This window comes from Roseovarius sp. W115, from assembly GCF_032842945.2.
GTDB lineage: Bacteria > Pseudomonadota > Alphaproteobacteria > Rhodobacterales > Rhodobacteraceae > Roseovarius > Roseovarius rhodophyticola.
Genome location: NZ_CP146606.1, coordinates 1208331 through 1230015 on the forward strand (window position 1 = coordinate 1208331; position 21685 = coordinate 1230015).

Genomic DNA, 21685 nt, shown 5'->3' on the forward strand with positions numbered 1-21685 from the left:
CCCCACCAATTAAATCCTGTGCAGCCTTGGCGGGCGATTGCCGAATGTCAACGGGATTGGCATTGAATTTCAAACCTCAATCGCGACATATAGAGAGCACCGCGCAGTGGGAGCCCAAGATGGACATACGTCAGCTAACCGATGATTTTGCCGTGTCGCCACAGATTGATGTAGCGCATATGAAGGAAATCGCCGGGGCTGGGTTTCGGTCACTTCTGTGCAATCGGCCCGATGGCGAAGAGATGGGGCAAACGGATTTTGCCGCCATTGAGGACGCGGCGGCGCAGGAAGGGCTGGAAATCCGCTGGATCCCAATCGTGTCGGGCATGGTGACACAAGGGGCGATGTCCGAGTTCACCGCAGCACTTGATGAGATGCCCAAGCCGATCCTGGCCTATTGCCGGTCCGGCACACGCTGCACCATGCTTTGGAGCATTGCGCAATATGGCCGTTTGGATGACCAGGAGATTGTCAGTCGTGCCGCCAAGGCAGGCTATGACATGGGGCCTTTGATCCAGCAATTGTCAAACCGGTGAGTGTCTGGACACTTCTAGGTCGCACGCCAAGTGGCGTGCGCGGGTTCCGCATGGACGGAGCACAACTGCTCGAGGAAGTGGCGGCCTCTGAGAGTGGGGCTTCACTTGCGCTGTTGGCCAAGGATGGTCCAGTGGTGCGAATTGGGGATGGAGGCGCTGAGGCGTTGCCAGTCGCGGTTTTGCCCGGCGATGGAACTAGCCTGTCCAATCTCGAACAGGAAAGCCCGCCGGATGTCATTAGCGGTTGGGTCCGGCTTTGGGTTGCAGGTGCGTTAGCGTCGAAACCGAACTGGGCTGGTGTTATCGTTGTGACTCATGGCGACGTCACCCATTGGCTTCAGATCAGTGCAGATGAAGTGGTCAGCGTGCAATCGGTCATCACTCAACGTTTGTTAACAGCGTTAGGTGGGGCAGACAGGTTGGATGCCTCGGCCCTCGCCGACAGCATGAGCCAGCCCGAAAGATTGGCGGCGCATCTGCGCAAGGCTGATGTGACAGGTGACGCCGCTGCCGCGACAGGGCATCTTATGGGTGTCGAATTGGCGGCCACACGGCCCTATTGGTTGGGGCAAGAGGTCATCGTGATCTCGGAGGTTCCAGGGCTTCATATGCAGGCGTTGGAACATCAGGCTGTACCCTGCACTGCCTATCATCCGCAGGATTTGCTGGCAGCGGGTCTGGCGGCTCTGGCACAAAGCCTTGGGTATGTGGACTAGACCTCAACCGGAGCACCACTGCGGGTACGGCACGGGCCAAAAGCAGCGGCGAGGGCCAAGATGCCGCCCGAAACTGTAGCGATCATCCCTGCCGCGCTGACGGCGTTCTCAAATCCCAACCAAAGCGGGCCATACCCGGCCAGTACATATCCCAGCACCGCTGAAACTGTGGCAAAGACGACGGACCACAAAACCTGTGCTTCTAGACTGTTGGTCATCATGCGGGCCGCAGCGGGCGGGCAGATAAACATGGCGATAACAATGATAGATCCCACCGCATCAAAGGCGGCAACAGCAGCGATGGCGGCGGTTACAACAAGGCCAAGACCAATGAGATTCACTGGTAACCCAATGGTTTGTGCAAACCCTTCGTCGAAGGTGGAAAGCTTGAGCGGCCGCCAGAAGAGGACGCACATCACAAGCACAACAAGCGTGGTGATCGCCATGCGCCACAGCTCAGGCGGCATTCCGGCCAGCGCCTCAAGATCAAAGAGCGAAGACCACCCAGTGGCGTCGAGCCAAATCAGGCTTTCCAGATTGCCATAAAGCGCGTGTTCCACATCGAGATGTACAGACGACGTGTCCGATTGCTCAAGCAGCAGCACACCGCCTGCAAACATCGCCGTGAACACCACCCCCATAGCCGCGCCCGGCTCAATCCGACCGAGACGCCGCACCGCCTCTATGAGACCCACAGCGACAAGAGCTGCAATGCCGGCACCGATCATCATCGGCCACGCGCTGAGCGTGCCGGTCACCAGAAAGGCGAGTACAATGCCGGGCAGAACCACGTGGCTGATGGCATCCCCGATGAGGGCCTGTTTGCGTAAAAGCAGGAAATTTCCCGGAACAGCGCAGGCGATGGCGGCGCAGATCCCGATGACCAACGGCGGCAGGGAAAGAGGAACAAACTCGGCGCCGGTCATGTGGTGGCCCTCGGTCCAAGTCCCTGATCCAGCGCTTTGAGCTGATCTGGGGTCAAAACGGTGTCGAGTGGCGTCAGCCCGTCGTAATGCGCCGCAGCCTCGGCATGCGCAGGATCAGAGCGCAGCACCTGCCAGCGGCGCTCGTCCAGCAGGGCGCGGGCGGCCTGGGCCTGACCGGTTTCCGTGGCCACGCCATCGGCGCGCACCAAACCACGGCGTTTCATTAGACGCAGTGTGAGGCGTTCATAAATTGGCTGATCTGTGGCCAGCGCCAGCAGACCTTGGCGCACATGCACCTGCGCCTGAAAGCGGCGATGGCGCAGCATGGCGGCGAGAACGCCGCGCGCGGGCGCTATGAGCAATGACATCAAGAAGATGGCAAAGGCCACAAGCACGATGATCGGACCGGTGGGCAACGCGGGGGCGGTGGCGGATATGGCCGCGCCGACATAGCCTGCGACACCGCCAAACGTCCCGGCCAGCAGAACCACATGGCCAACACGGTGGCTCCAAAACCGCGCGGCCACAGCCGGGATGATGAGAAGCGCCACGATCAGGATGAGGCCCACGATCTTGAGGCCGACAACTGTGATCGCCATCGCCAGACCCATCATGGCAAGCTCAATCCGGCGCACGTTCATACCCGCTCCGGCAGCGAATTCGGGATCAAATGCTACGGTGGTCATAGGGCGTCGCAGGATGAGAACAGCCAACAAAACGAGTGTTCCACCCAAAGCGATCACCACGGCATCGTTCCAGAGCATTCCAGCGGTAGAGCCAAGAAGGAAGCTTTCCAGTCCGGCTTGCCGCCCGGCGTTCATCGACTGGATCACAGTCAGAAGCACGATGCCAAATCCGAAGAACACCGAAAGCACCGCGCCTATGGCGGCATCTTCGGACAGGCGCGTTCGGTGGGTGAGCGCGCTGACGCAGAGCAGTCCTATGGCTGAGGTGACGGCAGACCCCAGCAATAATCCGGGGAGAGATCGACCCTCCCCGCCGAACGCCACCATGAGCATGAAGGCCAGCGCCACACCGGGAAGCGTTGCATGGCTAATGGCGTCACTGACCAAAGCGCGTTTGCCAAGAAACAGGAAGGTGCCCGTCGCCCCGGCGGCGATGCCCAAGAGCATGGCACCGACCGTCACCAACGTGGCGTTGTAGCCAAGCTGCAGGGTGAGCGCCTCCAAAAGCATGGGATCAGATGGCCGCGCCCATTTGCGCGGTGGCCAGACGTCCGCCATAGGCGGCTTGCAGATTGGGCTGCGTAAAGGCCTCGGCCACGGTGCCTTCTGCGATGCGCGTGGTGTTGATCAAGAACACCCGGTCAAAATACTCCGGCACGGTGGCCAAATCATGATGCACGGCAACCACGGTTTTGCCGGCAGCGCGAAGTTCTTGCAGAACTGAGATGATGGCTTTTTCCGTGGCCGCATCGACCCCGGCAAAGGGTTCATCAAGCAGGTAAAGATCGGCCTCTTGCGCCAGGGCGCGCGCGAGGAAGACGCGCTGTTGCTGACCCCCAGACAATTGCCCGATCTGGCGGTTGGCAAAACTCTCCATTCCAACCCGTGCAAGACTGTCGAGTGCGATCTGGCGATGTGCGCCGCTGACCCGGCGCAGCAAACCCAGGCTGCGGTATTGTCCCATCATCACCACGTCCAGAACCCGCGTCGGGAAATCCCAATCGACACTGGCACGTTGCGGCACATAAGCAATACGGGCGCGCTCAGAGGCCAAGGGTTGACCCCATGCAGAGATTAGACCCGAGAGCGGTTTGACAATCCCAAGGGCAGCTTTGAGTAAGGTGGATTTACCAGCACCATTCGGGCCGATGATGGCGGTCATTTCACCGGGGTGGAACGTCGCGTCCACAGAAAATACCGCCGGTTTTTCACCGTAGGACACGGTCAGGCCGCGAATGGCAAGAGGCGCATCGAACTCGGTTGAGCTGGTGACGCGATGGCCTTCTGTTGTGATGAGATCAAGGGACATGGCCTAGCTTCCTGCCGACAGTTTGGCATTCATACCGCGCGCAGGCACGTCGCCTCCCAGCGCCGCCGTGATGGTTGTCACGTTGTGGTCGATCATGCCGATATAGGTGCCTTCATACGTGTCCGACTGACCCATAGCGTCCGAGAAAAGCTCTCCGCCGATCTTGACTTCGTGGCCTTGGGCCGCGGCGCCTTCGATCAGGGCGCGGACATTGCGGTCACTGACTGAGCTTTCCACGAAGACCGCTCCGATGCCACGCTCGACCAGCATGTCAGCCAGTGTGCTGATGCGGTTGAGCCCAGCCTCAGACTCAGTCGAGATGCCTTGAATACCGATCACTTCAAAGCCGTAGCTCTTACCGAAATACCCAAAGGCATCATGCGCAGACAGCAGAACGCGCGCAGGTTCAGGCACGGTGGTGAGGGATGTGCGGGCATAGGTGGCAAGACGTTCGATCTGTTCCAGATGCGCCTCGGCATTCGCGGCAAACGCATCTTTGTGCACTGGTGCAACGTCGCTCAACGCGTCGCGCACCGCAGCCACCACATGCGCCCAAAGCTCAGGCACCATCCAGACATGTGGGTCAAACCGCCCGTCGTAATCCTCATGAGCGATCAGCAGATCCTCTGGCACTGCTTCTGCCACAGCAACGACTTTCCGTCGCTTGCCAAGCTTAAGCAGGAACTCCTCCATCTGTGCCTCCAGATAGAGCCCATTCCAAAGCACCAGATCGGCCTGTGTCGCGGCCACAAGATCCGTGCGGGTTTGCCGATAGGCGTGCGGGTCAACACCCGGTCCCATCAACGCTTTGACATTGACAAGATCACCGCCCACCTGACGCGCTGCATCGGCGATCATGCCGGTGGTCGCCACGACGGACAGTTTTGTTTCCGCAAACGCAAAGGCGGGCGCCGCGGCCAATGAAGCCGACACCAATGTGCTTTTCAGAAAGTCTCTGCGCTTGAGGCGCATGGAATACTCCTCAGGGTCTGCGTTGTTCTGTATTGAATATGAGAGTCATTCGCAAAAAGTCAATGCAATTGCGAATTATTCGCAAGAAACCGCTATGATTTCCAATTTAATGATCGACGCTGGGTAACGAGCCTTCGGGATAGGATAGGCCAAGCCTAATAGACATGGCATGTTCAGAAACCCCAAATAGTTGGGCCATAGAGGCAACTGTTGTTCCTGGCTTCTTTTTTTCAAGATTTACCAGTTCGCGTGGCATCAACAAATTAGCGGCAAACTTGTTAGCCTCGGTTTCCTCAGACGGGCCAATCATTGTATTGTGATACTTACCTGACTCAGTACTACGATACGCTCGATCATCATCGATGCCATCACCTACTAAATGCCGGTGTAACATGTAATGACCCAGTTCGTGTGCTAATGTAAATCTCTGACGAGTGTAAGGATCTTTGGCAGAAACAGTAATCAAGAACGAATCTCCAATACGCTCAAGCATGCCCGAAATTCCTTGCGTCAAAAATGCAGCCTGAAGCCCAATACCTAATTTTTCTGGCAAAACATGCACACCGACAGGCGCAGACTTACGAGCTGCTGTCAAAACATCCCACTGATCAGAGATATTCATTTTTCACCATTTTCTGCGTCTTCTTGTGCTTCTGCAAACCTATTTGCGTCCTCGTCAGTAGTGCCATCGGAATCCATCATTTCCCGGTATGCCTTAACGACATCGGGCAATTCTTTTTGCAGATACTCGTTAGCAACCCGTTCAGCGACTTCCTCAGCAACTTTCGTTGCTTCCAATGTGGCTTGAGCTTTTGCAATACCTCGAAAGTTTAGAAAAGCGAACAATCCACCTAGTACTAAAATAAGGCCGATTGCAGCCAAAAGCAATGACATAAGGTCAAGGCGCCCTAGCTGCGCAGCGATCGAAATCGCATCAGCTGTGTCTATTATCTCTTCCATAATATCAATCTTTACAACTTATGCGAGAAAGTACAAATCTTTTGAAATTCATTTATGGTAAGTACAAGGATAACGTCTACACTTTACCCAAACCCAATCTCAAACCGTGTGCCGCTGAACGTATCCGCGAGCACAATCTCTCCGCCCGCAACTTCGATCATCGTCTTTACAATGGCCAAGCCCATGCCTGTGCCGCCTTCCGCGCGGCGCGTGGTGAAGAAGGGCTCAAAGATATGCGCGCGATTGCCGGGGGCGATGCCGGGGCCGTCGTCGGAGACGCTGAACCCTTCGGGCGTGGCCGAGAGCGTGACCGTTTTGGCACCGTGAGCCGCGGCGTTCTGTGCCAGATGGGCAAGAACCGCACGCAAAGCGTCGAGGTCAAGCGGCACGGAGGTGTCTTGTTCCACGCGTATTGTGAGATCAGCGTCCAATCCCTCACTGGCTTCTGACAGGCTCGATGGCCCCTCGCCCACAGGATCGCGCGCCGAGGCGAGGCGGCGCAGGGCGTGAAGCTGATCCTGCATTTTGTAGGCCGAAGTGCGGATCGTGTTGGTCAGCGCCGCGCGGTCCTCAGCTGAGCTGTCAGATTGAAGAAGCTCGGCGGCCCCAATCAGGCTGGTGAGAGGCGATTTAAGCTCATGCGTGACGTGGTTGGTGTAGGCGCGCAGGCCTGCTTCGCGGTCCTGAAGCGTGGTGCTCATATCAACAACCGCACGCGCCAGATCTGAGAGCTCCGGCGTGCCGAACTGTGTCGGCAAGGGCGCATCGTCGCGCCCTTCTTTTACCGCCAAAGCGTGCGCTGTGAGCGCATAGACGGGTCGGAGCACAAGACGCCAAAGCAAAAACGCCAGTAGCGACGTCACCACAATGGCGAGGGTGAAAAACAAAAGGGTGGTTTCCCCCCAGCCGAGGATGAACCCGGCGACTTTGAAGTACCCGATGGAGATAGCGGGAAGGATCAGGACTGCTGCCAACGTGCCGCCAATCACAAGCGCCAAGGGCGGTCGCCATTTGCGCCGAATGCGCGGTTTTACCCGCCCTGACATGCGCCCATCCGGATGCCCACGCCATGCACAGTTTCAATCGCCGTGTCGCACCCTGCCTCAGCCAGTTTGGCGCGCAAATTCCGCAAATGGCTATCAAGTGTCCGGTCCGAGACATGAAGAGACGGGCCGTAGACGGCATCCGTCAACTGCGCCTTGGTTGCAACGTGATCGGGCCGTGTCATCAGATGCGCCAGCATGTCCATCTCGCGTTTGGTCAGGGCGACAGGCTGGTTTTCAAACGTGCACAGGTGACGTCCGGGATCGAGTTGCAGCGCGCCGCGCGTCAGCATGCCTTGCGAGATACCTGGTGCCACACCGGACGTGCGTTTGAGGATGGCGCGTATGCGCGCCAGTAGTTCCCTCGGCGAGAACGGTTTCGTCACATAGTCATCACCGCCAAGTTCAAATCCCAGAACGCGGTCGATTTCATCATCTCTTGCGGTCAGAAACAGAACCGGCGTGCTGTACTCTGCGCGCAAGCGGCGGCACACCTCCAGCCCATCCATTTCCGGCATGCCAATATCCAGCACAATGAGATCAGCCTTGCCATTACGTGCCTTGGCCAACCCTTCTGCGCCATCACCTGCCTCAGAGACGTCATACCCGTCCTGCCGCAATGCGATGCGCAGCACCTCGCGGATTTGCGGGTCGTCATCAACGATCAGGATGTGGCTCATCACGCGGTCCATCAACACGAGGTTATGTCCGTGAAACTATGCCAGCCCAGCGGCTCGGAAAACCCCTGATCTTGCGCTGGACTCTCCACACCCTTCACCGCAAGGCCCGTCAGGATGGCCAACCCCAGAACAAGGATCAGCATACGCGCGCGTTGGCGCTTGTTGCTTGTCTGGTTATGGCCGCCCTGACGGGACTGCGGGGAGAACAAGGTTATGCGTCTTTGATGCACTGCCGATACCATCGTCTCTTGCCTTTATTGCTTTGACACAGGTTTACCGCGCTGGGGTGCAGCCAGCGCGGAGTGTTTTCGCATTTTTTGTGCAGATCAGACGTGGATTACACGGATGGACCCTTGGGCGTTTCGCGCAGGTGGTCTCGTTTGATCCAGACGCGGGCACCATTAGCGCCGACTCTGGCGGAGGATGTCATCCCCTTCGGCAGGCGCAGCCAGCTATACGTCTTGAAGCTATCGCCACCTTCCTCAAAGCCGCCATCCAGAACCAGAAGCTCAAGTCCGTTTGGCGCATCAAGCGTGACTTCGGCCTCTGGTGCCCAACGCTCCAGAACGACATCCTCTGATCCATCCGAAAAGAGCGGCATGACCTCAACACCTGAGCGGCCCGGCAAAAAACGCATCTTGTTGGTGTCGACGCGGATATGGGTGCGGTCATCCAGATCAAACTGCCAAAGCTTCACGAAAATGGTACAGCCAGGCTCGGATCCCGGTGTGTGTGAGGAATGCGGCGGATTGCGGATGTAGCTTCCGGCAGGGAAATCGCCGTGCTCATCCTGAAACACGCCGTCGATTACCAGAAACTCTTCACCGCCTGTGTGCACATGAGACGAAAATTTGCTGCCCGGCGCATAGCGCACAATGGTTGTGGCCCGCGCCACTTCATCGCCGATCCGGTCGAGCATGCGGCGATCTACACCGGCCATGGGTGAGGCAACCCATGGCTCATCGGCGCTGTGGACGACGGCGCGTTGAGAAAAATCATCATTGCGTTGCATGGGTTGCATCCTTTCTCTTAGGCCGCGATTGAGGGGCGCGCGGCGACACGGGCGTGCCATGCCTGCAGATTGGCACAGTCTTCTGGCACGTCAATATTGGCAAAGCCAGCAAAAGCCAGACCGGCAAAGGCGGTGATGTCAGCTATGCTGAACTCGTCGCCTGCAAGATAGAGTTTTTCGGCGAGAATATTGTCGAGATAACGCATACCTTTCAGCGCTGTCTCTTTCTGATGCTCACCCCATTCAGCACATTGGTAGCCTTCGATCTCTTTGCCAAGACCGGGCGTGGCATGGTGGAAATAGGTGGCCACAGCGTCAAGCAACCCGGATTCCGCGCGCCGCTGCATCATGTGAATCACGGCACGGTCTTTCGCCGTCTGTCCGGTGAGCGCGGGGCTGCCGTCGAGGTGATCGAGATATTCGGTGATGGCGGTGCATTCAGAGATACAAGTGCCATCCTCAAGTTCAAGCACGGGCACGGCGGCAGACGGGTTCTTGGCACGGAATGCCTCGGATTGGTGTTCTCCTTCTGGAACGTTGACGGACACAAACTCAACCTGTTCGGTGAGTCCTTTTTCGGCGAGGGCGATACGGATACGCGTAGGATTTGGGAAACCTTCGAATTCATAAATTTTCATTTTGATTCTCCTATCTAGTAGTAGGTAGATTACTAGAATTGATTTTTCTCACCGTCAAGCCTATCTACTGGCAGATAAATAATCCGTGAGAACCATGCCTGAGACCCGCGACCAAATCCTTGATCTTGCTGAACGCGCCATACGCTTGCGCGGTTACCATGCCGTGAGCTTTCGCGACATCGCAGACGAGCTAGGCATCAAATCGGCCAGCATTCACTATCACTTCCGTCACAAGGAGGACCTTGGGGTTGCAATGGTGGAACGCTATGCCAAGCGGGTGCATACCTATGTCGGCGACGCTGGTATTTTGGATTGGCCAGCCGCCGTTGGGCAGTTTGGCGCGGTCTACAAACGCGCGCTGCATGACGAAGACTTACAATGCCTGTGCGGGATGCTGGCCGCTGAAAGTGCCGGATTGCCTGATCCCGTCGCTGCGAAAGTCGCGGAGTTTTTCAAGACTAACCTGGCCTGGTTGAAAGCCTCAATGCCGGAGGGCGTGGAAAATCAGACCCTTTTGGCCCAACGCGTGCAGGCGGAAATCCAAGGGGCCATGACCCTTTCGGTCAGCCTTGGACGGCCTGAAATCCTGAATGACACAGTCGAGCGGTTGATGGCTGCGGCGCATTCAGAATTTGCATGAATTCTGAAATAGAAAACACGTGTTTTCTAACCCATTTTCCGCATGAAAAAATGACTACTGCCCAAAAAAAGCCCTCGCCACTAGGGCGAGGGGTTGAGTTAAGTGCCATGTGTCAGGCCACAGGCACCGGCGGTGTTCGTGTATTTCAGTATGTTCAGTTCGGACGTTCGGCCATTTCCGCGCGGATTTGCTGGCGGAAGACGTCGATGGAAATCGGTTTGCCGTCACGTTTGATGCACCAGTAGGTCCAGCCGTTGCAGCTCGGCGCGCCTTCCAGAGCGGCACCAACTTGGTGAATTGAGCCGCGATGGTCGCCGCCCACAAGTGTGCCATCAGCACGGACTTTGGCCTTAAACCGTTTGTTCATCGAGAAAAGCTCTTCGCCCGGGCGCAGCATGCCGCGTTCGATCAACTGCCCGAACGGCACGCGCGGCTCGGCGCGTTTGCTGGCTGTGACCTGAAGCGCCTCGCGGTCAAACTTGCGTACTTTTGCCAGCCGTTTCTCAGCCACTTTGCGATAGGCCACCTCGCGTTCGATGCCGATAAAGTCACGTCCCAGCATCTTGGCCACGGCACCGGTTGTACCCGTGCCAAAGAAAGGATCCAGAACCACATCGCCCGGATTGGTTGTGCCCAAAAGCACGCGGTGCAAGAGGCTCTCGGGTTTTTGCGTCGGATGGGCCTTGTCGCCCTTGTCGTCCTTCAACCGCTCATGCCCGGTGCAGATCGGCAGGACCCAGTCGCTGCGCATCTGCACGCCTTCATTGAGCGCTTTCAGGGCCTCATAGTTGAAGGTGTATTTGGCGCCCTCGCCCTTGCTGGCCCAGATCAAGGTCTCGTGCGCATTAGTCAACCGCTTGCCTCGAAAATTGGGCATCGGGTTGGACTTTCTCCATACCACATCGTTGAGAATCCAGAACCCCGCATCCTGCATCGCCGCGCCAACGCGGAAGACGTTATGATATGATCCGATGACCCAAATCGCGCCGTTGGGTTTGAGCAGGCGTTGTGCGGCTTTGAGCCAGTCGCGGGTAAAAAGGTCATAGGCATCAAAGGATGCAAACTGGTCCCAGGCATCATCCACAGCATCGACCTGACTGTTGTCGGGGCGGTGCAAATCGCCACGCAGTTGCAGGTTATAAGGGGGATCGGCAAAAATCAGGTCGACAGACTCCGCCGGGAGCGCGTTCATCGCGTCCACGCAATCCCCATTCAGAATCGTGTTCAAAGGAAGCGCAGTCGCGCCCTTTTTGGTCTTGGTCTTCGTCATGTCTGCCTCTGTCCCGGCGCATCGTTGGCGCTCTGGTTGTTGAGGCTGAGCATGAGTCAAAGCTGATTCGCGGTCAAATTCTTTTTGAATCAGTCGTTTATGTTTTTTGCTTGATACAATATATTGTGCACCGGCTTGAACGAACGCCTATGATGTGGGGTTGGGCCGAGTTTTTGGAGCGCAGACATGTGGCTTTTTGATCCATAGCCTGCATTTGTCTCCCAGCCGTAGCCGGGAAACTGTTGCGCCAAATCCCACATGATCGCGTCGCGGGTGGTTTTGGCCACGATAGATGCTGCTGCGATGGAAAGTGATTTGCCGTCGCCCTTGATGATGGGCTGCCCTGGGCAACTTAGATCTTTTGGGATCATGTTACCATCGACCAAAGCAAGGCAGGGGTGCCGACCAAGCCCGACAACGGCCCGCTCCATCGCAAGATGTGCGGCGCGCAGAATGTTGATCTCGTCAATTTCTTCAACACTGGCATGGGCCACGCACACTTCGGCGACCCGGAAAATCTCTTTGCTCAAGGTATCCCGACGTTTGGCCGTAAGCTTTTTCGAGTCATTGAGACCTTCGGGAATGTGCTTTGGGTCCAATATAACGGCTGCGGCTGTCACTGGCCCGGCCAACGGCCCACGTCCCACCTCATCGACACCGGCGATGGTGATATGACCGTCCAACATGGCTTGGGTTTCAAATGAAAAATCGGGAGCAGACATGCACTCTACAAAGCACGACTGGCGCGGACAAAAAAGAGAGAGACCCGAATTTCTTCGGGCCCCTCGTTTCTGCTCGATGTTTATACCGCCTGCGTATCAGCCAGGTGTGACGTAGCCATGCTTTCTGAGGCAGCGCCCACTGTAAATTACGCGCTGACCGCCGTTGTATCCCTGAGCACGGACCGCGCAGTTGTGTGGCAAGGCGTTGAATTGCGAATAGTTGTTCAGCAGGCAGCGGCGACCGTAGCCATAGACGTCACCCCGACGCGTATACCCGTCGCGACGGCAGCGCACTGGCAAAGCGCGGCGTTTGGACTGGTTTTGGTACCGGTAGCGATGCCCGTCATCCTTATAGCGCCTGTTGTGGTTGTACTGGTGCTTTGAAACGTGATTGCGTGCGGCGGCTTTGCGACGGCGGTCTTTGCGGTCTTCGGCAATCACTGCGCCAATGATCGCAAGAGCGGCAACGCCCGCGATGACTTTTGCCGCGTCGTTGTCTGCACGTGCCGGTGCAGCGGTCATACCAGTGACGGCAATCGCCGCCGCCAGAATGATGGAGATGAAAATGCGGTGCGTCATGTTTTGTCCTTCCCGACAGTAGAGGTCGTTATCTGTGCTCTGCGCTGATGAACACGAAATTGGATGGCAGCAGCGGAAGCGTGTCATGGCACAAAACTGAGCTTGCCTCCCTCAGACAGGCAATAACGGCAGGGTGTTATCGGATAACACGCCGCACTCAGCCGGATTTCGCGATTGAGTTATTGAATAGCGGCAGGCTCTCGCGCATTTTGAGCGCATGAAACAAAAACTCTTCTCCTGCCTTCTGGGCACTTTTCTTGTCATTGCGACCGCAAGTGTTGCTCAGGCCGCCTGTGTGGCCGAGTACAAAGCCAAGAGTGACAAACCATTAAAACTCTTCTTTAGTACCGCTCAGATCAGCGGACCCTGCACGGTTGGCAATGCCACCAAGCAGTTGCGATCACAGCTGGCGGCACAGGGCCTGACCTTGCTCAAGGTCGTTTCCGTGCGCGAAGGATAAGTCAGGAAGGAGAGCGCTCTTGCATGAGCTAACCGATTCCGCCTCAGACGCCCGGCGCTCGGGCAACCGAGTTGTTTTGTTCGGGGTCGCCGCGATCGTCGGGATCCTGGTGGTCGCGGCCATTCTGCTATTTGTCTCTTTGCCTGACGCAAACGCGTTCAACGCCAAGGTAGAACGCATCTTTGTGGAAAATGATGAGCTCAGCTCGGACGCCGAAATCAAGCTGCTGGAAATCCTGGCGCTATCCGGCACAGCCTTTTCCGAGACGCTGACCAGCTATCGCATGGTGATCTTCGTGCTGCTGGTCTTTGCCACGGCACTTCTGATAGCGGCCTTGGTGTTTCTTATTATGCTGATCACACTTAACCGCCGCATGGCCCAGATCGAGAGGTCTGGCATTCAGGTCAGTTCCCTGCTGATCAGCCGCGAAGAGAAAACGGTTTATCTCAATAATATGGGGTTCAAGCTCACCGACGCGGCGATGGAAACGCTCGCCGTTCTGGCCGAAGCGCGCATGGACGATGACGTGATGACAGGGGCAGAGATAGAAGCGGTGATTTCGGGCCGTGCCAGCGCGGATTGCGAAGAGGCCGCGGGGGCCACGCGGATCAAGCGGCTGCGTGACACGCTGGGCAATCAGATGATTAGCGAACTTCTGGTCAAGAACATCGCACGGCGCGGCTATATGCTTGCCATTGATAAGGATGTGATCAAGGTCATCTGATTGGCATCACTTGAGATACAACAGCAGTGACGAGGCCCCGTGTTTGCACACATGACCCCGTCACGCACCCAATGGACTCGTTACTAACTCACACACCGCCAAAACTCGGCGTTACCCATTTAAGAAACATCCAGGGCTTGTTCCCGCCCTGATGAGTTAAAGATGGGGCATTTGGGTGCTGGATATAAGGGGGAAAGGGGGAAGGGGTTTCCCTCCGAGTTTGGAAACGGCCTCGCGCGATGCTCTTTGACGCAGCAGTTGCAGACCATGTCGCAATTCGGGCCAGATCAGTCCACTTCATTATCGTTCGGCGCCTCATTTCATGAATCATGTTCGTCATCGGATGCTGAAATTCGGGTCAAAGAGAAGGGTAAAAAAAATGACAACGCGCGGCCATTGCCTTTGCAAGAGGACAGGATGGGTTTACGACGGAGAGCCCACCTGGGCGTGCTATTGCCATTGCGACGATTGCCGCCGGAACTGCTCGGCACCTGTTGTTGCGTGGCTTGGAGTTCCGCTCAAGACTTTCGCATGGACGGGTCACACACCCAAAACACTGGAAAGCTCAAAAGGGGTATTCCGTCATTTTTGTGCATCCTGTGGCACGCCCATGGCGTTCAAGGCAGCACACTACGAAGGCGGCATGAACCTCTACGCCGCATCAATGGAGAACCCCGAAGAGTTTGAGCCGACATTTCACGTGAACTATCAGAGTAGGCTGAGCTGGTTGCAGATGGATGATGACCTTCCGAAATACGAAGGCACATTGTTTCAAGCCGACAAAGACCTGAGCGACGACACCGCCTAGCGTGAACGCGCCAGAGCCATGGGTTGGCGACCCCGGCAGGATTCGAACCTGCAACCTGCCCCTTAGGAGGGGGCTGCTCTATCCAGTTGAGCCACGGGGCCGCTTACGTGTTTGAATATCGGCTTGGATTGGCCTTGTCAGCCACAAAGGGTTGGTATTCGCGCATGGTTGCGCTGGTTGTGGTGATTGCGGTAACATTTTTCCCAGCTATCCCTCGAACCATCGGGACATCCCTATTGTGACCAAACATGACAACCGCCCGCTGACCCTCCGCGATGTGTCTGAGGCGTCGGGCGTGTCGGAAATGACTGTAAGCCGCGTGTTGCGCAATCGCGGGGATGTCTCGGACGCCACCCGCGAACGGGTACTCGAGGCGGCCAAGACGCTGGGTTATGTGCCCAACAAGATCGCCGGGGCGCTGGCCAGTCAACGAGTGAACCTTGTGGCGGTCATCATTCCGTCCATGTCGAATATGGTCTTTCCCGAGGTGATGACCGGGATCAGTCAGATCTTGGACGAAACCGGGCTTCAACCTGTGGTGGGGGTAACCGGATATATGCCTGAAAAGGAAGAGCAGGTTCTTTATGAAATGCTCTCCTGGCGCCCCTCTGGTGTGATCATCGCAGGGCTGGAACATTCCGATGCGAGCCGAGCGATGCTGCGCGCGGCGGGCATACCAGTGGTTGAGATCATGGATGTGGACGGCACGCCGGTAGACTCGGTTGTGGGCATCTCGCATCGCCGGGCAGGCCAACAGATGGCGCAGGCGATCCTGAAGGCGGGGTATGAGCATATCGCCTTTCTGGGGACCAAGATGCTGCTCGATCATCGGGCGCGTAAACGGTTCGAGGGGTTCACCGAGACCTTGGCCAAGGCCGGGGTCGAAATTGAAGACAGTGATTTTTATTCCGGTGGATCGGCCTTGGCCAAAGGCCGCGAGATGACGCGCGATGTGCTGAACCGAAGCCCTGATCTCGATTTTATCTATTACTCCAACGATCTCATCGGTGCAGGCGGTCTCCTTTACCTGATGGAACAGGGTGTCGATATTCCCAATGCCATGGGGCTTGCCGGGTTCAACGGCGTGAACCTCTTGCGAGGTTTGCCACAGGAACTGGCCACGATGGATTCCTGTCGTTTGGAAATTGGCCGCCGCGCTGCCGAGATCATTGTCGAGCGATCAGGGTCTGAAACCCCGCAAGACCCCAAACGGATCGTACTTGAGCCAAAGATCACCTACGGCGATACGCTGCGCGTTCGATAGGCTTTTCCCGGTATTGACGACCTGAGGATGTCGCAGACAGGCAAGACCTGTGGCTGCGCATGATCACGATGTGGCGAAGCGCGTAGATGATCCAAAGGAGACGATCATGAAAGTAGGGTTCATTGGCCTCGGCAATGTAGGGGGTAAGCTGAGCGGATCGCTGTTGAGAAACGGCGTGGACCTTGTGGTGCATGATCTGAATGCCGATCTTGTCGATGCGGCGGTTGCCAAGGGCGCGCAACGTGGGGAAAGCCCGGCGCAGATGATGCGCAACTGCGACGCGGTGATCACCTGTTTGCCCAGCCCTGCGGCCTCCGACGCCGTCATGCAAGAGATGCTGCCCGAAGTGGGCCCCGGCAAAATCTGGATGGAGATGTCCACCACGGATGAGGCCGAGGCCAAACGGCTTGGCGCGTTGGTGATCGAAAAAGGTGGCGCTGCGGTGGATTGCCCGGTTTCAGGCGGCTGTCACCGGGCGGATACCGGCAATATCTCGATTTTTGCGGGATGTGACCGCGAGACGTTTGAGCGCATCCTGCCCTTCCTGACCAAGATGGGCCGCCGCATCCTGCATACTGGTGATCTAGGCAGTGCCTCTGTGCTCAAGGTGATCACCAATTATCTGGCCACGGCCAACCTGATCACCTGCTGCGAGGCGCTGGTCACGGCCAAAGCGGCGGGGATGGACCTCAACACCACTTATGAGGCGCTCAAGATCAGCTCGGGTACGTCCTTCGTGCATGAAACCGAAAGTCAGGTAATCCTGAATGGCAGCCGGGATATTTCTTTCACCATGGATCTGGTGAAGAAGGATATTGGCCTGTTCCAAGAGGTGGCCGACCGCGCTGGTGTGCCGCTTGAGATGAACCCGTTGATGATGAAAATCTTTGATGATGGCATCGAACGTTACGGGCCAAGAGAGCTTTCTCCCAACATTATCCGCCGATTGGAAGATTCCACCGGTCTCGATATTCGCGCGCCCGGCTTTCCGCCCGAGATGGTCGATGATGAACCCGAAGAGCCAGGATATGAAGTGATCCCGCAGGGGCGTTAAAGGGGTAAGTTTAGGCTTCCCTTCCTCTTGAGAATCTCCTATACGCCCGCATCCGCCTCCGATATGGCGGTGTTCTCCATAGGACCTTGCTGGACGACATCCCGGCTTGCGCCCTCAACCCTTTGACACAAAGGAGATCCCGATGTCGATCACGGCCGAAGAAAAAGCCAAGGTGATGAAAGAGTTCGCAACCAAGGAAGGCGACACAGGTTCGCCCGAAGTACAGGTTGCCATTCTGACTTCACGCATCACCACGCTGACAGAGCATTTCAAGACCCATAAGAAGGACAACCACGGCCGCCGTGGCCTTCTGAAAATGGTCGCACAGCGCCGCAAGCTTCTGGACTATCTCAAGGCGAAAGAAGAGGCGCGCTACACCGACCTCATCAAGCGCCTCGGCATCCGCCGCTAAACACCGCGCATACGTCAGATCAATCGCACCCATTCGGGTGCGATTTTTCGTTTGGCCTGGCATGAGTGATGACCGGTGGTTTGGCGTTACTTGACTCTTTCGTCTGTTTGTCTATTATTTCTGTTATGACAGAAATTACCGATATAACCGATTCTTCTGCAAAATCGAAGTTCATCCTCTACTGGGGCGATATGGGCAGTCAGTGGGGCGTGAACCGTTCGGTCGCGCAAATCCATGCGCTGCTCTTTCTGAGCGAAGCCCCAATGAATGCAGAACAGATATCAGAAGAGCTGGGAATCGCCCGGTCAAACGTCTCCAATTCGTTGAAAGAGCTCGTTGGCTGGCGCTTGATCCGCCGCGTGCCGGTTGCCGGAGACCGCCGCGAACATTTTGTGGCGGAGGTCGACGTCTGGGAAATGGCCATGCTGATCGCCAAAGGCCGCAAAGAACGTGAAATCGATCCAGCTATGCGTGCGATAGACATTTGTGTGAAGCAGGCCATCGATGAACCCGGGTTGCATCCTGTTGCCCTAAGCCGAATGCAGGAAATGCACGATTTTTTGGTGACGGCTGATCGTTGGTCTGACCAGATGTTGAACGTCCCAAAATCCAAACTCTCAATGCTCATGAAAATGGGCGACAAGGTTCTCGCCTTACTCAAAATCGGAAGCAAGAAGACCGAATAGCCGGGCAAAAAATTTGGATATTAATTTCTCTTTATACAGAAATAACCGACAAGTCAGTACAAGGTGCAAAATGGAACATACTACCCTCTGCAGTCACCCACAGATCCATCCCGATCACCGTTTTAGGAGTCTGGTTGGCAAGCAAAATTGGAACGCGTTGCCGTGCAAGGTGCGCGCGCGATTTGGCAAACGGCTGTCCGGTGGGGAAAGCGTTGTCTACCAGGGAAAGGTTGTTTCCATGCGGATGAATCTGGCGGGGCGGTTATTGGCTCAGATTGCCAGACTGGTTGGCGGCCCTCTGCCTTATGACATGTCTTCGGTGAACCAACCTGCCGTGGTTTCAGTGACCGAAGATCAAGCCGGAAGCGGCCAGTTTTGGATACGGCAATATGGGCGCGCCTCTGGCTTCCCGCAGGTCATTCATAGCTCCAAGCGCTTTGCCGGTCCCACCGGGATTGAGGAATATGTCGGCGCAGGCATCGGAATGGCGCTTCGTGTCTGCACTGGTCAGGACCGCCTCTGTTTCGAAAGCGACCACTACTTCCTGCAACTCGGCACCAGAAAACTACGACTCCCTGCATGGCTTCGCCCCGGTGCGCTGACCATCACACATCAAGACCTTGGTGATGGCCGGTTTCTCTTTTCCCTCAGTCTTCAGAGCAAGCTGTTTGGCGAGCTGATCCATCAGGACGCAATATTTTCAGATATGGAGGACTAATTATGGACAACCCCATCCTTTGGACACTGATTTCAATTCAGGTTGTCATGGGCGCGTTCGACACGCTCCTGCACCACGAAGGCAGCGAGCGCCTTGCCTGGCGCGCGTCTCAGAAAACCGAACTGCGCCTGCACGGGGTCCGCAACTTCTTTTATGCGGTGATCTTCCTGTGCTTTGCCTGGTTGGAGCCCCACGGCGCATTCGCCATAGCGCTGACTTTGATCCTTGCCGTTGAAGTCATGATCACCCTTTGGGATTTTGTCGAAGAGGACATGACCCGCAAACTGCCCGGCAGTGAACGGATCAATCACACGCTTCTGGCGTTGAACTACGGGGCCATTCTGGCATTGGCCGCGCCTTACCTTTTGGCTTGGTCCTCTCTGCCAACCGGCTTTGTCGTGGTGAACTACGGCTGGTGGAGTGTGATGGCGACGTTGTCTGCGATCGGTGTCGGCCTCTTTAGCGCACGTGATTTGCTTGCCGCGTCCCGAAGTGACCGTCTGGACCGAGGAAACCCAGCCGATCTGGTTTCCACCCTCCCCCGCGCCAACATATCCTGATCACGGGCGGAACCGGATTCATCGGTCAGCGCCTGGTCGCGGCATTGGTCGCAGCAGGTCATTTCGTAACCGTTGTCACACGCAATCCTAAAAAGGCGGACATGCTGCCTCATCCCGTGCGCGTCATCGCCGACCTTGATCAGGTTCACAACGCGGATCATTTTGATGCCATCGTAAACCTTGCAGGCGAACCCATCGCAAATGGTCTTTGGACCAGGAAGAAACGTGCCAAAATCATCCAGTCCCGAGTTGATATGACCGTAGGACTGAACAAATTGATCCAAAGGCTGGAAAGCAAACCCAAATGCTTGGTCAATGGGTCGGCCATTGGTTGGTATGGGTTGCGCGGCGACGAAGAGCTGTCAGAGGAGGCAGGCTTTGCACCGGCGTTTGTTCATGACGTCTGCGAGGCATGGGAACGCGCCACAGCTCAGGCCGCCCAATACGGCGTGCGGGCGGTCCGGCTCCGCATCGGACTTGTTCTTGGCGTCGACGGCGGCATCTTGGCCAAACTGCTCACCCCATTCGAATTCGGCGGCGGCTGCGTCATGGGCGAAGGTCAACAATGGATGTCGTGGATTGAACAGGACGACCTTGTCCGCGTGATTGCATTTGCGATTGCGAACGAAGCTCTCGAAGGTCCCGTAAACGCAACTGCGCCGCATCCGGTCCGCAATGTGGAGTTTTCGCGCGCTTTGGCGCGTGCCTTGAAACGCCCGGCTTTCTTGAAAGCGCCACATTGGATACTTGCCACCCTTCTTGGAGATATGGCGCGTGAGACAATGCTAGGCGGTCAACGCGTCATCCCATCACGATTGCAGCACTATGGTTTTGTCTTCAGGCACCCCCGGCTGGCCCCAATGCTGCGCAAGATTACCGGTGCAAAACCACAGCAGGCCGGAATTGATACTCACCAGCAACGGGTTGCGGCCAAATAAAATGAAGTCATGAAATGGGGTCGTGGTGGACGTTCGATCATCAAAAGATCGAACGTCTTACCTATGCCGACGCCCCTAGCCCTCGTTATTCAACAAGGCCTGCAAGCCCGTGCGATAGTCCGGAAAGATCAGTTCCACGCCCAGTTCCTCCTTGATCCGCGTGTTGTCTACGCGTTTGGATTCCGCATAAAACGACCGCGCCATAGGCGTCATATCTGCCGTTTCAAAATCAACTTCAGGCGGCAAAGGCAGACCAAGCAACTCAGCGGCATACCCAATGACATCCTGCGGCGGGGCCGGATCGTTGTCACAGACATTATACACCGTGCCCGGGTTAGGTTTTTTTATAGAGGCGTCCAGAACCTGCGCGATGTCTTCAACGTGAATGCGGCTGAACACCTGACCTTTTTTCACGATCCGCCGCGCTGTGCCTTGCCGCACTTTGGCAAACGGGCCGCGACCCGGGCCATAAATCCCAGCCAATCGAAAGATGTGCAGCGGCAGGCCCTCGATGGCTTGCCATGCGGCCTCGGCCTCCACTCGCAACTGCCCGCGTCGGGTTGACGGGGTCAACGGTGTGTGTTCATCGACCCAACCGCCCTGATGGTCGCCATAAACGCCTGTTGTCGAGAGGTACCCTGCCCAATCGAGCCGAGAAGCAAGCGCCGTGATCTCGTTGCGACAGGCCTTCAACACCGGATCGCCATCTTGCCCCGGTCCTGCGGAGATCAGCAGATGCGTGGCGGTGTCAAAAGCCTTGCTCAAATCTCCGCCGGGCCACACCACAGGATGCACGCCTTCCTCACGCAGAACATCAGCTTTATCCGCCGACCGCGTTGTGCCGTAGATCGTCCAACCCTGAGGCACCAGACGCCGCGCCAATGCGCGCGCGGAATACCCATGCCCAAAGGACAGCAGCGTTTTTCTCATGCCTGATTACTCCAATTCCAGCGGCCGTGAAGGAACCCAAGCATAGCCGTTTTCACACACGATGTATGCCTCGCGCAGCCCATGCGGCTTGTCCGTCGGTTCCTGCAAAATATACGCCCCACACGCCTTGGCCCGTACTACTGCCTCATCGGGGTCCGTTTGATAGAAACGAAACTCGGCACCAGCGCCCCGCGCACCTGCTTCAGGCAATAGCCCCAACAAAGGATTGGCACTGTAAGTGTGATCAGCATGAAGCTGCATGACCTCTCCGAAATAGGTCAGAATGGCAAAATCCTGACTCACGCGATGCGCTTTCAGCTGAAAGATATCCTCAAGAAACGCCACCTGCGCGGTCACATCCCGCACCAGAATATTCAGTCCAATACCTCTGAGCGATGCACCAAAGGCTTCGGCAGATACCGTTTCATAGTCCATCTTGCAC

Annotated in this window: 29 protein-coding genes and 1 tRNA gene; 13 read left to right on the forward strand and 17 right to left on the reverse strand. The window is 56.7% G+C overall.

The features are described from left to right. The first annotated feature begins 119 nt into the window (after window positions 1-119). The gene (locus RZS32_RS06170) at window positions 120-536 is read left to right on the forward strand and encodes a TIGR01244 family sulfur transferase (RefSeq protein ID WP_317056144.1); all 417 of its coding nucleotides are present in this window, start codon (window positions 120-122) and stop codon (window positions 534-536) included. After that, entirely contained in the window at window positions 533-1252 is a 720-nt protein-coding gene (locus tag RZS32_RS06175) for a 2-dehydro-3-deoxygalactonokinase (protein ID WP_317056145.1), read from the forward strand. Before RZS32_RS06170 ends, RZS32_RS06175 begins: the two co-directional genes overlap by 4 nt. On the opposite strand, the gene RZS32_RS06180 is transcribed toward RZS32_RS06175, so the two are convergent. From RZS32_RS06180 to RZS32_RS06230, 11 genes are all read right to left on the reverse strand, one after another. Further along, a complete protein-coding gene (locus tag RZS32_RS06180) occupies window positions 1249-2178 on the reverse strand; it encodes a metal ABC transporter permease (protein ID WP_317056146.1) in 930 nt (309 codons plus the stop codon). The genes RZS32_RS06175 and RZS32_RS06180 overlap by 4 nt on opposite strands. Next, window positions 2175-3374 carry a metal ABC transporter permease gene (locus RZS32_RS06185; protein WP_317057850.1) on the reverse strand — a complete coding sequence of 400 codons (1200 nt, stop codon included), beginning with the start codon at window positions 3372-3374 and terminating at the stop codon, window positions 2175-2177. Before RZS32_RS06185 ends, RZS32_RS06180 begins: the two co-directional genes overlap by 4 nt. 4 nt (window positions 3375-3378) lie before the next feature. Then, complete coding sequence (locus tag RZS32_RS06190) at window positions 3379-4173, reverse strand: metal ABC transporter ATP-binding protein (RefSeq protein WP_317056147.1); 795 nt, start codon at window positions 4171-4173, stop codon at window positions 3379-3381. A 3-nt stretch (window positions 4174-4176) separates the two neighbouring features. Then, entirely contained in the window at window positions 4177-5145 is a 969-nt protein-coding gene (locus tag RZS32_RS06195) for a metal ABC transporter solute-binding protein, Zn/Mn family (protein WP_317056148.1), read from the reverse strand. Between the two features lie 106 nt (window positions 5146-5251). Continuing rightward, a complete protein-coding gene (locus tag RZS32_RS06200) occupies window positions 5252-5767 on the reverse strand; it encodes an ImmA/IrrE family metallo-endopeptidase (protein WP_317056149.1) in 516 nt (171 codons plus the stop codon). Continuing rightward, a complete protein-coding gene (locus tag RZS32_RS06205; RefSeq protein WP_317056150.1) occupies window positions 5764-6105 on the reverse strand; it encodes a hypothetical protein in 342 nt (113 codons plus the stop codon). Before RZS32_RS06205 ends, RZS32_RS06200 begins: the two co-directional genes overlap by 4 nt. Before the next feature lie 83 nt (window positions 6106-6188). Further along, window positions 6189-7151 carry a sensor histidine kinase gene (locus tag RZS32_RS06210; protein WP_317056151.1) on the reverse strand — a complete coding sequence of 321 codons (963 nt, stop codon included), beginning with the start codon at window positions 7149-7151 and terminating at the stop codon, window positions 6189-6191. Next, window positions 7136-7828: a response regulator transcription factor gene (locus tag RZS32_RS06215; protein ID WP_317056152.1), complete on the reverse strand. Its 693-nt coding sequence runs from the start codon at window positions 7826-7828 to the stop codon at window positions 7136-7138. Before RZS32_RS06215 ends, RZS32_RS06210 begins: the two co-directional genes overlap by 16 nt. A gap of 11 nt (window positions 7829-7839) precedes the next feature. Beyond that, window positions 7840-8037, reverse strand: a complete 198-nt coding sequence (locus RZS32_RS06220) for a hypothetical protein (protein WP_317056153.1) — start codon at window positions 8035-8037, stop codon at window positions 7840-7842. Window positions 8038-8165: 128 nt separating this feature from the next. Next, a complete protein-coding gene (locus tag RZS32_RS06225; protein ID WP_317056154.1) occupies window positions 8166-8840 on the reverse strand; it encodes a cupin domain-containing protein in 675 nt (224 codons plus the stop codon). Between the two features lie 17 nt (window positions 8841-8857). Beyond that, window positions 8858-9478, reverse strand: a complete 621-nt coding sequence (locus RZS32_RS06230; protein WP_317056155.1) for a glutathione S-transferase family protein — start codon at window positions 9476-9478, stop codon at window positions 8858-8860. A 94-nt stretch (window positions 9479-9572) separates the two neighbouring features. Between RZS32_RS06230 and RZS32_RS06235 the strand changes: the two genes are divergently transcribed. After that, on the forward strand, window positions 9573-10118 hold the full coding sequence (locus RZS32_RS06235) for a TetR/AcrR family transcriptional regulator (RefSeq protein WP_317056156.1): 546 nt from the start codon (window positions 9573-9575) through the stop codon (window positions 10116-10118). 154 nt (window positions 10119-10272) lie between these two features. On the opposite strand, the gene RZS32_RS06240 is transcribed toward RZS32_RS06235, so the two are convergent. The 3 genes from RZS32_RS06240 to RZS32_RS06250 form a co-directional block, all read right to left on the reverse strand. Continuing rightward, a complete protein-coding gene (locus RZS32_RS06240; RefSeq protein WP_317056157.1) occupies window positions 10273-11388 on the reverse strand; it encodes a site-specific DNA-methyltransferase in 1116 nt (371 codons plus the stop codon). An 89-nt stretch (window positions 11389-11477) separates the two neighbouring features. Then, a complete protein-coding gene (locus RZS32_RS06245) occupies window positions 11478-12110 on the reverse strand; it encodes a ribonuclease HII (RefSeq protein WP_317056158.1) in 633 nt (210 codons plus the stop codon). Window positions 12111-12206: 96 nt separating this feature from the next. Beyond that, window positions 12207-12689 carry a hypothetical protein gene (locus RZS32_RS06250; protein WP_317056159.1) on the reverse strand — a complete coding sequence of 161 codons (483 nt, stop codon included), beginning with the start codon at window positions 12687-12689 and terminating at the stop codon, window positions 12207-12209. A gap of 217 nt (window positions 12690-12906) precedes the next feature. Between RZS32_RS06250 and RZS32_RS06255 the strand changes: the two genes are divergently transcribed. From RZS32_RS06255 to RZS32_RS06265, 3 genes are all read left to right on the forward strand, one after another. Continuing rightward, on the forward strand, window positions 12907-13149 hold the full coding sequence (locus RZS32_RS06255) for a hypothetical protein (protein WP_317056160.1): 243 nt from the start codon (window positions 12907-12909) through the stop codon (window positions 13147-13149). A gap of 19 nt (window positions 13150-13168) precedes the next feature. Then, window positions 13169-13873 carry a winged helix-turn-helix domain-containing protein gene (locus RZS32_RS06260; RefSeq protein ID WP_317056161.1) on the forward strand — a complete coding sequence of 235 codons (705 nt, stop codon included), beginning with the start codon at window positions 13169-13171 and terminating at the stop codon, window positions 13871-13873. Between the two features lie 379 nt (window positions 13874-14252). Next, window positions 14253-14681, forward strand: coding sequence for a GFA family protein (locus RZS32_RS06265; protein WP_317056162.1), 429 nt, complete (start codon window positions 14253-14255; stop codon window positions 14679-14681). A 24-nt stretch (window positions 14682-14705) separates the two neighbouring features. Here the strand turns inward: RZS32_RS06265 and RZS32_RS06270 are convergent. Continuing rightward, window positions 14706-14782: transfer RNA gene (locus tag RZS32_RS06270), tRNA-Arg, on the reverse strand. 137 nt (window positions 14783-14919) lie between these two features. On the opposite strand from RZS32_RS06270, the gene RZS32_RS06275 reads away from it, so the two are divergent. From RZS32_RS06275 to RZS32_RS06305, 7 genes are all read left to right on the forward strand, one after another. Continuing rightward, window positions 14920-15945, forward strand: coding sequence for a LacI family DNA-binding transcriptional regulator (locus RZS32_RS06275; protein WP_317056163.1), 1026 nt, complete (start codon window positions 14920-14922; stop codon window positions 15943-15945). 106 nt (window positions 15946-16051) lie between these two features. Further along, complete coding sequence (locus RZS32_RS06280) at window positions 16052-16999, forward strand: NAD(P)-dependent oxidoreductase (protein WP_317056164.1); 948 nt, start codon at window positions 16052-16054, stop codon at window positions 16997-16999. A 142-nt stretch (window positions 17000-17141) separates the two neighbouring features. Then, entirely contained in the window at window positions 17142-17411 is a 270-nt protein-coding gene (gene rpsO, locus RZS32_RS06285; protein ID WP_317056165.1) for a 30S ribosomal protein S15, read from the forward strand. A gap of 68 nt (window positions 17412-17479) precedes the next feature. Next, window positions 17480-18097, forward strand: a complete 618-nt coding sequence (locus RZS32_RS06290) for a GbsR/MarR family transcriptional regulator (RefSeq protein WP_317056166.1) — start codon at window positions 17480-17482, stop codon at window positions 18095-18097. 70 nt (window positions 18098-18167) lie between these two features. After that, a complete protein-coding gene (locus RZS32_RS06295) occupies window positions 18168-18815 on the forward strand; it encodes a DUF4166 domain-containing protein (RefSeq protein ID WP_317056167.1) in 648 nt (215 codons plus the stop codon). Between the two features lie 2 nt (window positions 18816-18817). Continuing rightward, window positions 18818-19375: a hypothetical protein gene (locus RZS32_RS06300; RefSeq protein ID WP_339106844.1), complete on the forward strand. Its 558-nt coding sequence runs from the start codon at window positions 18818-18820 to the stop codon at window positions 19373-19375. A 32-nt stretch (window positions 19376-19407) separates the two neighbouring features. Beyond that, the gene (locus tag RZS32_RS06305; protein ID WP_422395958.1) at window positions 19408-20313 is read left to right on the forward strand and encodes a TIGR01777 family oxidoreductase; all 906 of its coding nucleotides are present in this window, start codon (window positions 19408-19410) and stop codon (window positions 20311-20313) included. Between the two features lie 75 nt (window positions 20314-20388). Here RZS32_RS06305 and RZS32_RS06310 read toward each other — a convergent pair whose 3' ends face one another. Together RZS32_RS06310 and RZS32_RS06315 are read right to left on the reverse strand one after the other, a co-directional pair. Then, on the reverse strand, window positions 20389-21243 hold the full coding sequence (locus RZS32_RS06310; RefSeq protein WP_317056169.1) for an SDR family oxidoreductase: 855 nt from the start codon (window positions 21241-21243) through the stop codon (window positions 20389-20391). A gap of 6 nt (window positions 21244-21249) precedes the next feature. Further along, entirely contained in the window at window positions 21250-21678 is a 429-nt protein-coding gene (locus RZS32_RS06315) for a glyoxalase (RefSeq protein ID WP_317056170.1), read from the reverse strand. Window positions 21679-21685 lie beyond the last annotated feature (7 nt).

Coding starts and splice junctions, on each gene's coding strand:
- RZS32_RS06170 (WP_317056144.1), top strand. CDS start 120: ATGGACATACGTCAGCTAACCGATGATTTTGCCGTGTCGCCACAGATT.
- RZS32_RS06180 (WP_317056146.1), bottom strand. CDS start 2,178: ATGACCGGCGCCGAGTTTGTTCCTCTTTCCCTGCCGCCGTTGGTCATC.
- RZS32_RS06185 (WP_317057850.1), bottom strand. CDS start 3,374: ATGCTTTTGGAGGCGCTCACCCTGCAGCTTGGCTACAACGCCACGTTG.
- RZS32_RS06190 (WP_317056147.1), bottom strand. CDS start 4,173: ATGTCCCTTGATCTCATCACAACAGAAGGCCATCGCGTCACCAGCTCA.
- RZS32_RS06195 (WP_317056148.1), bottom strand. CDS start 5,145: ATGCGCCTCAAGCGCAGAGACTTTCTGAAAAGCACATTGGTGTCGGCT.
- RZS32_RS06200 (WP_317056149.1), bottom strand. CDS start 5,767: ATGAATATCTCTGATCAGTGGGATGTTTTGACAGCAGCTCGTAAGTCT.
- RZS32_RS06205 (WP_317056150.1), bottom strand. CDS start 6,105: ATGGAAGAGATAATAGACACAGCTGATGCGATTTCGATCGCTGCGCAG.
- RZS32_RS06210 (WP_317056151.1), bottom strand. CDS start 7,151: ATGTCAGGGCGGGTAAAACCGCGCATTCGGCGCAAATGGCGACCGCCC.
- RZS32_RS06215 (WP_317056152.1), bottom strand. CDS start 7,828: ATGAGCCACATCCTGATCGTTGATGACGACCCGCAAATCCGCGAGGTG.
- RZS32_RS06225 (WP_317056154.1), bottom strand. CDS start 8,840: ATGCAACGCAATGATGATTTTTCTCAACGCGCCGTCGTCCACAGCGCC.
- RZS32_RS06230 (WP_317056155.1), bottom strand. CDS start 9,478: ATGAAAATTTATGAATTCGAAGGTTTCCCAAATCCTACGCGTATCCGT.
- RZS32_RS06235 (WP_317056156.1), top strand. CDS start 9,573: ATGCCTGAGACCCGCGACCAAATCCTTGATCTTGCTGAACGCGCCATA.
- RZS32_RS06240 (WP_317056157.1), bottom strand. CDS start 11,388: ATGACGAAGACCAAGACCAAAAAGGGCGCGACTGCGCTTCCTTTGAAC.
- RZS32_RS06245 (WP_317056158.1), bottom strand. CDS start 12,110: ATGTCTGCTCCCGATTTTTCATTTGAAACCCAAGCCATGTTGGACGGT.
- RZS32_RS06250 (WP_317056159.1), bottom strand. CDS start 12,689: ATGACGCACCGCATTTTCATCTCCATCATTCTGGCGGCGGCGATTGCC.
- RZS32_RS06255 (WP_317056160.1), top strand. CDS start 12,907: ATGAAACAAAAACTCTTCTCCTGCCTTCTGGGCACTTTTCTTGTCATT.
- RZS32_RS06265 (WP_317056162.1), top strand. CDS start 14,253: ATGACAACGCGCGGCCATTGCCTTTGCAAGAGGACAGGATGGGTTTAC.
- RZS32_RS06280 (WP_317056164.1), top strand. CDS start 16,052: ATGAAAGTAGGGTTCATTGGCCTCGGCAATGTAGGGGGTAAGCTGAGC.
- rpsO (WP_317056165.1), top strand. CDS start 17,142: ATGTCGATCACGGCCGAAGAAAAAGCCAAGGTGATGAAAGAGTTCGCA.
- RZS32_RS06290 (WP_317056166.1), top strand. CDS start 17,480: ATGACCGGTGGTTTGGCGTTACTTGACTCTTTCGTCTGTTTGTCTATT.
- RZS32_RS06295 (WP_317056167.1), top strand. CDS start 18,168: ATGGAACATACTACCCTCTGCAGTCACCCACAGATCCATCCCGATCAC.
- RZS32_RS06300 (WP_339106844.1), top strand. CDS start 18,818: ATGGACAACCCCATCCTTTGGACACTGATTTCAATTCAGGTTGTCATG.
- RZS32_RS06310 (WP_317056169.1), bottom strand. CDS start 21,243: ATGAGAAAAACGCTGCTGTCCTTTGGGCATGGGTATTCCGCGCGCGCA.
- RZS32_RS06315 (WP_317056170.1), bottom strand. CDS start 21,678: ATGGACTATGAAACGGTATCTGCCGAAGCCTTTGGTGCATCGCTCAGA.